11 protein-coding genes are annotated in these 10,999 nt (G+C 68.5%); 3 read left to right on the plus strand and 8 right to left on the minus strand.

The features are described from left to right. The coding region (locus JNK68_13175) for a nickel transporter (protein MBL8541307.1) at positions 1 to 357 on the plus strand (357 nt) is incomplete at its 5' end. Positions 358 to 360: 3 nt separating this feature from the next. Here JNK68_13175 and fae (JNK68_13180) read toward each other — a convergent pair. The 8 genes from fae (JNK68_13180) to JNK68_13215 form a co-directional block, all read right to left on the minus strand. Then, entirely contained in the window at positions 361 to 864 is a 504-nt protein-coding gene (gene fae, locus JNK68_13180) for a formaldehyde-activating enzyme (GenBank protein ID MBL8541308.1), read from the minus strand. Between the two features lie 265 nt (positions 865 to 1,129). Beyond that, the gene (fae, locus tag JNK68_13185) at positions 1,130 to 1,639 is read right to left on the minus strand and encodes a formaldehyde-activating enzyme (GenBank protein ID MBL8541309.1); all 510 of its coding nucleotides are present in this window, start codon (positions 1,637 to 1,639) and stop codon (positions 1,130 to 1,132) included. Between the two features lie 53 nt (positions 1,640 to 1,692). Continuing rightward, a complete protein-coding gene (locus tag JNK68_13190; GenBank protein ID MBL8541310.1) occupies positions 1,693 to 2,613 on the minus strand; it encodes a triphosphoribosyl-dephospho-CoA synthase in 921 nt (306 codons plus the stop codon). Then, positions 2,607 to 3,530: a RimK family alpha-L-glutamate ligase gene (locus JNK68_13195; GenBank protein ID MBL8541311.1), complete on the minus strand. Its 924-nt coding sequence runs from the start codon at positions 3,528 to 3,530 to the stop codon at positions 2,607 to 2,609. The genes JNK68_13190 and JNK68_13195 overlap by 7 nt, the downstream gene beginning before the upstream one ends. A gap of 18 nt (positions 3,531 to 3,548) precedes the next feature. Beyond that, positions 3,549 to 4,541, minus strand: coding sequence for a methenyltetrahydromethanopterin cyclohydrolase (locus tag JNK68_13200; protein MBL8541312.1), 993 nt, complete (start codon positions 4,539 to 4,541; stop codon positions 3,549 to 3,551). Positions 4,542 to 4,568: 27 nt separating this feature from the next. Next, positions 4,569 to 5,705, minus strand: coding sequence for an ATP-grasp domain-containing protein (locus JNK68_13205; protein MBL8541313.1), 1,137 nt, complete (start codon positions 5,703 to 5,705; stop codon positions 4,569 to 4,571). Beyond that, a complete protein-coding gene (locus JNK68_13210) occupies positions 5,695 to 6,597 on the minus strand; it encodes a methylenetetrahydromethanopterin dehydrogenase (GenBank protein MBL8541314.1) in 903 nt (300 codons plus the stop codon). The genes JNK68_13205 and JNK68_13210 overlap by 11 nt, the downstream gene beginning before the upstream one ends. A 7-nt stretch (positions 6,598 to 6,604) precedes the next feature. Then, the gene (locus JNK68_13215) at positions 6,605 to 7,630 is read right to left on the minus strand and encodes a GHMP kinase (protein MBL8541315.1); all 1,026 of its coding nucleotides are present in this window, start codon (positions 7,628 to 7,630) and stop codon (positions 6,605 to 6,607) included. Positions 7,631 to 7,969: 339 nt separating this feature from the next. Between JNK68_13215 and JNK68_13220 the strand changes: the two genes are divergently transcribed. Beyond that, positions 7,970 to 9,247, plus strand: a complete 1,278-nt coding sequence (locus JNK68_13220; GenBank protein MBL8541316.1) for a formylmethanofuran dehydrogenase subunit B — start codon at positions 7,970 to 7,972, stop codon at positions 9,245 to 9,247. 5 nt (positions 9,248 to 9,252) lie between these two features. Then, positions 9,253 to 10,917, plus strand: coding sequence for a formylmethanofuran dehydrogenase subunit A (locus JNK68_13225; GenBank protein ID MBL8541317.1), 1,665 nt, complete (start codon positions 9,253 to 9,255; stop codon positions 10,915 to 10,917). The last annotated feature ends 82 nt before the right edge of the window (positions 10,918 to 10,999 follow it).

Consider the following 10,999-nt stretch of genomic DNA (forward strand, 5'->3'; position numbering starts at 1 on the left):
CAACTGCTCGACGAACTGCACGCAACGGGCGGCGTAGCGCCACCCGTGCTGTCGCTCGACTTCGGAGCGCGTGGCGAAGCGCTGGGTGCGGTCGACATCCTGAACCGGCCGCAGTCGTGGCCCGATGACGTCATCGTGATGACGCTCGCCCGCGTCGGCGGCGACGCAGGACCGGACTGGGACCGCATCGAGCAGATACTCGCCGCAGCGCCCGGGCGCCGCGTCTACGCTGCGGGCGGCGTGCGCGGCGCCGACGATCTACGGGCGTTGCGTGCGCTCGGCAGCGCCGGGGCGCTGGTCGCGTCCAGCCTGCACGACGGACGCCTGACGCCCGCCGAGCTCATGCGCATCGCCTGAGCGCTAGGAATGCGCGGCGAACGGATGCGGCGTCGCGCGCGCCTTGGCGAGCACCTCCTGCACCTTCGGCTCGCCGGCGATGGCGCGCTTGATCGCGAGCTTGGTCGCCTCGTAGTTGAAGTCCTGGATCTTGTTGTCGTCTTCCGCCATCCAGTGGATGAAGACGCCCACGCTCAGGTAAAGATCGTTCGCCTGCTGCTCGGGGATGGTGCCGTCGGCCAGGCAGTCGGTCACCGCCATCGCCACCGCGCGCTGCGCCGGACCGAACATCTGCACCGCCTGCTTCGCGCCCTTGATCGTCACCTTGTTGAACATGACGGCGTTCGGTCTTGCCGAAAGATTCGGGGCCACAACGGCGAGCAGCGTAGTGAAGCCATCCTTGTTGTTGGCAAGCGCATTGGCAAAGGCGCGCTCCGCAGCCGAACCGCGCGGACCGATGATCAGGTCTATGTGGGCGATCTCGTTGCCGTCGCCCACCAGCGCCTCGCCGACGAGCACCCGATCGATGGTCTTGCCTGCGGTTGCGGCGGTGGCCGGTTTCTGAGCCGGGGCCGGCTTCGGAGCCGGCGCTGCGGCCGGTCGCGGTGGGGGTGGCGCCGGCTTTGCGGGCGCGGGTTTCTTGCCGCCGCCGAAGATTCCCAGAATTGCATCCCAGATCGACATTGCTATTGCCCTCCCATTCTGCTCCCCGTGCGCCGGGTTCTCCCTGGCTGTGCGGGAACGGGACGTGAAAAACAGGCCGGCGGAACACCACCGGCCGTGCAACTGACGCTTACACGTGGCCGGCGAACGGGTGCGGCGTGCCCTTCTTCGCGATCACGTCTGCGGCCTTCGGCTCGTTGGCGACAGCGCGCTTGATCGCCTGCTTGGTCGCCTCGTAGTTGAAGTCCTGGATCTTGTTGTCGTCTTCCGCCATCCAGTGGATGAACACACCCACGCAGACGTACAGGTCGTCCGCTTCGGACTGCGGGATCGTGCCGTCGGCCACGCAGTCGGTCACCGCCATCGCCACCGCGCGCTGCGCCGGACCGAACATCTGCACCGCCTGCTTCGCGCCCTTGATCGTCACCTTGTTGAACATCAGGGTGCTCGGCTTGCACGGCAGGTTCGGGGCGACCACCGCCAGCAGCGAGGTGAAGCCGTCCTTGTTGTTGGTCAGCGCATTGCAGAACGCATACTCGGCTGCGCTGCCGCGCGGTCCGATGATGAGGTCGATATGGGCGACCTCGTTACCGTCGCCGACCAGCGATTCTCCGACCAGGACCCGATCGATCTTTGCCATTTACCATCTCCTACCTTGGGGTTGACGAACAAATGTGGATTCGGCAGACGCGTTCACTCGCGCAAACCCGTCCCATGCATCCACGTTACCTTGCGGACCGGCGCCAACGGCTCGTCCGCTTCGAAAAACCGTCCTGCAAACGCGCCCTGCAGCCGGGCAGCGAAGAGGCTTGCGACGGTGAGGTCGGCACTCGTGCCGGGATTGAGGGCGCGCGCCTTGAGCGACGCATCCCAGGCGCGCAGCCCGGCCCACGAGCCGCCGATTCCGGACTCGATGTGCGCGGCTTCCGCGCTCACCTGGCGCGCGACCTCGATGCCGTACTTCCGCGCGATGTGCGTGTCCGGAAAGCGTGCGAGCCACCCGAGATAGCAGTCCACCGTCGCCCGCGTCGAACTGCCGTGGCGGCGCAGCGCAGCCAGCAATCGCGGGATCCCGAACCGGAACACGTCACCGAACCCGTTCGCGTACTGGCGGGCAATGGCATCGCGGTGCGCGGCCGCGCGCATGGCCTCGAGCAGAGTCGTCGTCGCTGCGGGATGCCGCACGTCGCATTGCTCGACCTCGCCGAGACCCGCCGGGTTCGCCTGCACGATCGCGCGGAAGGCGTGGACGGCGTCGTCGGCATCGAGCTCGGCAAGCACGCGAACCGTCGCCCGCTCGAACGTCTCTCCGGCCCGCGCGGTCAGTGCCGCCTGCGCGAGTGGTGCGGCCAGCAGCACGATGCCGAGATTGGTGTTCATCCCGACCTGTTTCCAGGTGGCGTCGACGGCCTCGGCGATGCGCTCGCCGACGCTGCGACCGGGTGCCGAGAGCGGCCCCGCCACCGCCTCGGCGCTGGCGAGGAAATCGTCCGCGCGCATCCCGTGCCCCGGGCTCGCGATGCTGACGTTGCCCGGCTTGGCCGCCTGCACGTCGAGCCGGCACGCCCAGCGCACCGCTGCTGCGACGAAGGGGGCGCGCGATCCGTTCAGCATAGGGCTGCCAGCTCCCGCACCGTGCCACGCGTGAGGTGGCGACGCATGAAATCATCGACGAGCGTCGCTGCGATGTCGACACCGGTAACGCTCTGCAGCCCTTTCCAAGCCGGGATGCCGTTCACTTCGATCACCCACAGGCAACCGCTCTGGTCGCGCACGATGTCCACGCCGGCGTACTGCGCGCCGACGGCACGCGCCGCGGCTTCAGCGAGCTGCGCGAGCTCCGACGTGAGCTCCAGGGGTTCGCAGCGCGCGCCGCGGGCCACGTTGTTCACCCACGACACGCCGCGGCGCACCATCGCAGCGACGGTGCGGCCGGCGATCACGAAAACGCGGTGGTCGTGCCAGCGCCCGTCACCGCTGTCGATGTAGCGCTGCAGGTAGCACACGCCGCGATAAAGCTCCATGCCCGGGATGTCCGCGTCGTCGGCACCGAGCCGCCGCAGCCCCGTTCCCTGCGATCCGAACAGCGGCTTGATCACCACTTCCCCGCCGGCCGCAGTCTCGCGCCTGAGCACCGCGCGCGCCTCCGCCGCGTTCTCCGTCACCCAGGTCGGCGGTGTTGGCACGCCCGCGCGCTGCAGCAGAAAGCTCGTCATGCTCTTGTCCACGGTGCATTCGATCGCGCGCGCGTCGTTGTACACGGGTACCCCGAGTGCCTTCAGGGCGTGCAGGATGCCGAGACGGAACGTCACCTGCTCCAGCGTACCGCCGGGTACACCGCGCACGAAGACAGCGTCCGGCAGTTTACCCGCAAAGCCCGGCATGACGATCCCATCGACGCCGCCGGCGAGATCGAACCGGCACTCGCGCAGCGAAACGTAGCTCGCCGCGATGCCGCGCGCTGCGAAGGCCGCACGTAGACGCGCCCCATGCCATCCGGGTTCGTCGGTGCAGATCGCTATCTGCCGCATGTCGTGACCCGCAGCCCCTCACTCGCCGAACGACGCCGCAAGCAGCGCGTCGTTCACTGTGCCGGCGCGAAATACCTTGCCGGTGCGCACGTTGCACACCACGGCTGCCGCCGGCGCGAAGAGATTCGCATCGATCTTGTAGAAATCGTACTTGACCTCCTTGAATACCTGCGCGAAGGGCCGCCCGTAATCACTGCAGGCACTGGACGGCAGCCGCTCGGCCAGGTCCTTCGCCGCGTCGTCCTCGCCATCGACGAAAAGTTCCACGACACCACCGAAGATGATGGCGTCGTTGGTGCGCCCCATCGCGTTCAGGAAGTCGGGCGCCGGGGGCGGCACCGGCGCGGAGCCGGAACCGTCGAGCAGCTGTTCGAGCGGAAAACCGAGCGTGTGCACCTTGTGCAGCGCCACCTCGAGCACGCGCGCGACGATCTGCACCACGCCGGCGAGACTGTGGGTCGGCGTCAGGATGAACGTGAGCCGCTCGGGTGCGATGCCGCAATCGCGCGTGACCTTCTCGACGATGGCATCGGGCGGGGTCTTGTCGACTTCGAGCACGAGGCAGGTGGCATCCGCCGCGTCGCGGTAGGCGAGTTCCTCGAAGAGCGCTTCCTTGACGGACAGCGAGCGCCCGGGTCCGGATCCGAGCGCGTGGAATGCCCCCTTGCCCTCGCCGGCGGAGAGACTCCACCCGGCGTATTGGCTGCCGAGGCACGCCAGCACCGGGTCGGATGCGGTCACGCTTACCCGCAGGGGCCAGCGCTCGGCAGTCGACGAGAGGCGCACGTCCCCGAGGCCGCCGAGGCAGATGCCGGCGATGCGGCGACCCGCTTCCAGGCCACCCGGGTGACCGATGCCGGCGTCGACGATGCGACAGCCCGCGGCATGGGTCGTCACCCCGATGCGCAGCTCGTGGGCATCGCGGACCAGGGCCTCCACCAGCGGCTGCGCCGTGGCGTTGATGCTGGGACGCGCGCGCGCGACGTCCGCTGTCCGTCCGGACACGTTCATCTCTTCTCTCCTCCAACTACTACCGCGTCATGCGGCAAGCGGCATGACGGTGCGCCGTATGATTCGGCTTCGTTCGTTGAGCTGATGTCTTACCGCAGCGGCACGCGCGCCCGTCGCGTGTACCGTGCATAGCGGCGCGCCGGCTGCGACCGGCGTGCCGGGGAGCGGCCGATCCGTCACCCAGTCCGGCCAGCGCGCGGGCGTGCTCGTCCATGGCGCCGAGGCGTAGACGATCGCCTGTCCGCGCACCCCCGCACGGGGTTCGAGTCCCCGCGTCGGCAGGCGGCCTTCGCAGGCGTCGACGTGCCACGCGAACAGCCCTCCCGGTGCGCGGCAGTCGTAGAGTTCCGCGGTGGCGGCGGGACGCGGGTTGATCTCGATGCAGTGCGGCCGACCCGCATCGTCCAGGATGAAATCGATGCCGTTGAGGCCGATCAGCCCGACGCGCTCGGTGAGCCGCGCGCCCCACTCTTCCACCTGCGCACGCACGTCCTCCGGCACGGATGCATCGGAAATCGCGCCGCCGAAACTGAACGGCCGGCGTGGGCAATCCGCGCCCGCGCCCCATTGCTCGCTCAGGCCGACGGGCAGCGCCCCGCGTCCATTGGCAACGAGGAGCAGGGACAGGACGCGACCGTCGACGAATCTCTGGAAATAGCGACCCTGGCGGGATGTGACGCCACGCTTCGCCGCGCGCACGTGCACACCGCCGGCACCGCCAGCCTGCTTGACGAGCCAGCCGCGCGGGTCAGGCGGCGGCGCAAAGCGCACGGCCGGCGTGCGAATGCCGAGCGAGCCGAGCAGGGACGCGAGCATCTGCGGATCCTTCAGCCGCGCAACGGTGTCCGGCGCATTGCCGAATACCTTGCGGCCGCGCGCCAGGCGGGCGAGGAGCGGAACCCGGCCTTCGAGGCCGGACCCGAAGATCATCCCTCTGGACGCCGACGGCGCTGCGAGGTCGGCGGCCGCTTCGAGCAGGCGGCGCGAGTGGAAGCGCAGGATGCGATCGGACGTGACGCAGCGCAGCGCGTCGCAGAATGCGGCGGTGTCCGCATCCGCGAAGAGGTCGAGCACCACGGTGCGCGCGCCGGACCGCCGTGCCATCGCGGCGAGCGCCCGCCCGGACGCGGAGACGACGAGGAACGGTTTCCCGTCAGGCCGCATAGGTGCGCGCCATCGCGAAGGCGTCGCGAAAGTCCAGATAGAGCGGCTTCTGCGCGTCGAGCATGGCCTCGAAGAGGCCGCGCTGCACCTTGTACTTGATGTCCCCGACAGCCAGTGCGCCGATGCCGACCGCCTTGCCGGAAGCCGCTTCGAGCGGTACACCGCGATCCATCACGCCGACCCCCTCGATGCCGGCCGGCGGCACGGCGTTCACATCGCCCGCCACGAGCAGGCGTCCCGCCTTGGCGAGTTCCGTCCGGGACAGCACCTGAATGCCCGCCTTGGCGGTGGCGAGGACGACGTCGATGCTCTCGATCAGCGCCTCCTTCTGCTCGGTCGAGCCAGCCTCGGCCGGTTGCGTGGTGGCACCGTAGCGCGCGTTGCAGACTTCCGAAGTCATCCGCGCACGATTGGCGCTGGAGTGGCTGGCGATCATCACCTTCGCGCCCGCGCCGGACGCAAGCACCGCGGCGGCCGCGCCCACCGGGCCGGTACCGCCGAGCACGAGGACGTTCTTGCCCTCGAAGTCGGTCTGGAACTTCCCCTTGAGTTGCGCTTCCGCGCACGCGACGAGCGCCGCCGCGGTGGTAAAGGCGCCACTCGGGTCGGCGAAGACGGACACCTCGAACGGCGGCACCATCGAGCCACGCGCCGCATCCAGCATGTCCGCCGCCATGCCGATCTCGCGACCGCCGATGAAGAGGCCGGTGCGCTTCACGCCCGATGGACCGCGCGAGAAGATCGCGTCCTGGGTGAGCGCCTGCACCTGGTCGAGGGTGACGTCGGTGTATGGCACCACCGCGTCGAAGCCGGCGTCATACGCCATGTTGACATCGAAGGGACTGACGTTCCGGGTCGGCGTCAGCATGTGCAGGATGTAGAGTTTTTCCATGATCTCATCACGAAGACTGGCGGACGCGCTGCGCCGCATTCAGGCCCGCAGCCCGGGCCGGCTGGAGCGCGATCTCGCCGCCCCGATTGCGGCCGCGGGTAATCTCGAACGTGAGACCCGTGGCCGTGAATTCCCTCTCCAGCGCATCGACCGCTTGCGCGGCGACCGCCTCCGATTCCACCACTGCGAAGCCGGTCGGGCCCCAGGAACTCTGCCCGACACAGCTCACACCTTCCGCTTCGAGCCGCGCCAATGCCGAGGCCACCGGCGCGCTCGCGAAACGCCCGCCTTGCGCCGGCGCGAAATGATCGCCGATGACGCGCTGCAACTCCTGCACCGCGCGGCCGAACTCGAAAAGATCGTGCTCGGCCAGCGCCGGCAGCAAACTCATCATCACCAGCCGGCACAGGTGTGCTGCCCGCGCCTCGGGGAACGGCGGCAGCGCGCGGAACGCCGACTTCTCCGCCGCGCCGTGCAACCCTTGCGCGCTCGGATGCAGAATGAGCAGCACCCGCCAGTTCTCCGGAAACTCGATGCGACTGGTGATCGGCGGCGGTGCGTCCACCGCGCCCCGCCCCCCGTCGACGAGAAACCCGCCGTGCTCGAAGGCGCCGATGCCGATGCCGGAGCGCGCGCCCCGATCGAGCATGCCGGCAATCTCCCGGGGAGCGAGCGCGAGTCCGAACAGCCTCGCGAACACGCACCCGACGGCCAGCGCGAGCTGAGTGCCCGAACCCAGGCCGGCGTGCTCGGGAATCGCTTCCGTCACCACCACGCGGATGCCGCGGCGCACGCCGGTGGCCTCGCGCAGCACCTCCAGCAATCGCCGCACGCGCAGCCGCTGCGGCCCTTCGGCCTCGAGCCCGTCCGCCGGCGTCGCGATCACGCGCGTGCGAACGCTGTCCAGCGTGAGACCGAGACTGCCGAAGCGACGGCCTACGCCGCCGCTCAGATCCATGAACCCCAGATGCAGTCGCGCCGGCGCCGCGACCATCACGCTTTCTTGACGCACCGCGGAAAACGGCAGCGTCATCGCACCTCCCTCCGCACGGGGGCAGCCGCGGCAGCAATCGCTATGCCAATGAGATTCACGCTGCTGTTCATGAAAATCGGTGCATCCAAGGGGCGCTGCGTGCCACAGTACCGGAGCAGTGTGTCCCGCGCCGGGAGCAGACTGCGCGATGTCCGGAAACCGCGCCAGAGCCAGTATCCGACGGCGCGAATCGCCGTTGAACTATAGCAAATCGAAACCCGCATCGGGGGCTCGCGTAGCACGTGCAAATACGTGCAAATCGCGGTTACACTCTCGCCACAATCGCCGCGTCGATCGCAGCGTCGTCGACCGCGGACCAAGGCACCGGCGTTCATTCCGATGAGCAGTCCAACGACCGAACGACACGACATTCCCTGTCCCTTCTGCGGTCTCGCCTGCGACGACCTGCGCGTTGCGGTCACCGACAGCGGCATGGAGGTCACGGCCAACGGCTGTCCGATCAGTGAAGCCGCCTTCGCGCGCGCAGGCCGCGCCGCACCGACGCAGGCACGCGTGAACGGTGCGCCCGCGTCACTCGACGAGGCCGCAGCGCAGGCCGCGCGAATTCTCGCGCAGGCGCAGCTGCCGCTCATTGCCGGACTCGCCACCGACGTCGCCGGAGCGCGCAGCGCCGTCGCGCTCGCCGACCGCGTTGGCGCCGTCATGGATCACATGGGATCGACGGCGAAGCTGCGCAACCTGCTCGTCGTTCAGGATGCGGGCTGGATCACGACCACGCTCTCGGAGGTGCGCAACCGCGCCGACCTCCTGATCCTCGTCGGCACCGACGTCGTCTCCCGCTTCCCACGCTTCTTCGAGCGCATCGTCTGGGTGCGCGAGAGCATGTTCGATCTCGATCCGGCGAAGCGCGAGATCGTCTACCTGGGCGAGGCGAAGAACACGGGTGCGGGCACGGCACCCGACGGCCGCGCCCCGACCGTCATCGCCTGCGAGAACCGCCGTCTGGGAGAAGTGCTCGGCGCGTTGCGCGCCGTGCTGGCCGGCCGCAGCATTGCGCAGGACGCAGTCGCCGGCGTGCCGGTCGCAGCGCTCGCGTCGCTCGCCGAACGCATGAAGCGGGCAAAGTACGGCGTTGCAGCATGGGCGGCCGGAGATCTGGATTTCCCCCATGCCGAACTCACCGTGCAGACCCTAACCGATCTGCTCGGCGATCTCAACAAGAGCATCCGCTTCAGCGGGCTCGCGCTCGCCGGCACCGATGGTGACTTCACCTTCAACCAGGTGCACACGTGGCAGACCGGCTTTCCGTTTCGCACCAGCCTGGCGACCGGACAGCCTGCCTACGACCCGTATCACTTCAGCACGCAGCGCCTGCTCGCGAGCGGCGAAGCCGATGCGCTGGTGTGGGTGTCGAGCCTGAATCCCGCGCGCGTGCCGCCCGAGACCGACGTTCCGACCATCGTGCTCGGCCCGGCGAGCATGGACTTGCCACGCGAGCCCGACGTCTTCATCGCCGTCGCGACACCCGGCGTGGATGACAGCGGCCACTTCTATCGGGCCGACAAGGTCGTCGCGCTGGCCCTGCGCAAGCTCCGTGACTCGCCGCTGCCCGCCACCGCTGCGGCGCTCGACGCGATTCTCACGGCGCTGGGGTGACGGTGATGCTGCTCAGGCTCAAGGGGGGAAGCGTCGTCGATCCGGCCCACGGGGTGCAGGAGGAAGTGCGCGATGTGTTCGTGGAGAACGGCCGCATCGTCGCCGATCCGGGTCCGTCGGCGACCATCCACCAGACCATCGACGTCGCCGGGATGGTCGTGATGGCCGGCGCGATCGACCTGCACACGCACATCGGCGGCGGCAAGGTCAACATCGCGCGCGCCATGCTGCCCGAGGACCACCGTGGGGACCTGGTCGGGCGCACGCCGCTCACCCGTTCGGGCTGCGGTCACGCCGCCCCGTCCACCCTCACGACCGGCTACCGTTACGCCGAGATGGGCTACACCGCGTGCTTCGAGCCGGCGATGCTGCCGATCAACGCGCGCCAGGCGCACATGGAAATGGGCGATACGCCGATCGTCGACAAGGGCGCATACGCCATGCTCGGCAGCGACGACTTCCTGCTGCGCATGCTGGCGGCAAACGACGACCAGCGTGCGATCAACGACTACGTCGCGTGGACCATCACCCACGCGCAGGCGATCGGCCTCAAGGTGGTGAACCCGGGCGGCATCTCGGCATTCAAGTTCAATCAGCGCATGCTCGATCTCGACGAGGCGCACGCCTACTATCGCGTCACGCCGCGGCAGATCCTCAAGGTACTCGCGCAGGCCGTGCACGACATCGGCGTGCCGCACCCCCTGCACGTGCACGGCTGCAACCTGGGCGTGCCCGGCAACGTCGAGACGACGCTCGCGACGATGGATGCGGTCGAAGGCCTGCCGATGCACCTCACCCACATCCAGTTCCACACCTATGGAACGGAGGGCGACCGCAAGTTCTCCTCCGGCGCCGCACGCATCGCGGAGGCGATCAATGCGCGCCCGAACATCAGCGCGGACGTCGGCCAGATCCTCTTCGGGCAGACCGTCACCGCCTCCGGCGACAACATGGCGCAGTTCCGCAACGCCGGTGCGGGGAGCCCGAAGAAGTCGGTGGTGATGGACATCGAATGCGATGCCGGCTGCGGCGTGGTGCCGTTCAAGTATCGCGACCAGAACTTCGTGAATGCGCTGCAGTGGGCGATCGGACTGGAGATCTTCCTGCTCGTCGAGGACCCGTGGCGCATCTTCCTCACCACCGATCACCCGAACGGCGCGCCGTTCACGACCTATCCCCACCTGATCCGGCTGCTGATGGACAAGACGTTCCGCAACGAGAAGCTGGCCGGCCTCAATGCGGACGCGCAGAAACTGTCTCAGCTCGGCTCGCTCGAGCGCGAATACTCGCTGTACGAGATCGCGATCATGACCCGCGCCGCACCGGCGCGCACGCTGGGGCTCACCGATCGCGGCCATCTCGCCCCCGGTGCTGCCGCCGACATCACCGTCTACCGCCGCGACGGCAATCCCGAAATCATGTTCGGGAAGCCCGCCTACGTTTTCAAGGACGGCGAACTCGTCGCGCGCAATGGCGCGATCGTGAAGGTGACGTGGGGCAATACCCACGTGGTGAAGCCCGCCTACGATGCTGCCATCGAGCGGCGGATCGAGCCCTACTTCGAGCGCTACCACACCATGCGCATGGGCAACTTCAAGATTAGCGACGACGAGATGTGCGAGTGCGGACATGGGTCCCGGCTGATCCAGCACGACTGCCGGAAGCCGTGAAATGAGCAACGGGATGGCAGAACAGAGAAGACTGGGCCGCGGAAGCCGCCTGCAGATGCATTGCGCGGCCATGCACTGCATG

The organism is Betaproteobacteria bacterium, assembly GCA_016791345.1.
In the GTDB taxonomy this organism is placed as follows: Bacteria; Pseudomonadota; Gammaproteobacteria; order Burkholderiales; family JAEUMW01; genus JAEUMW01.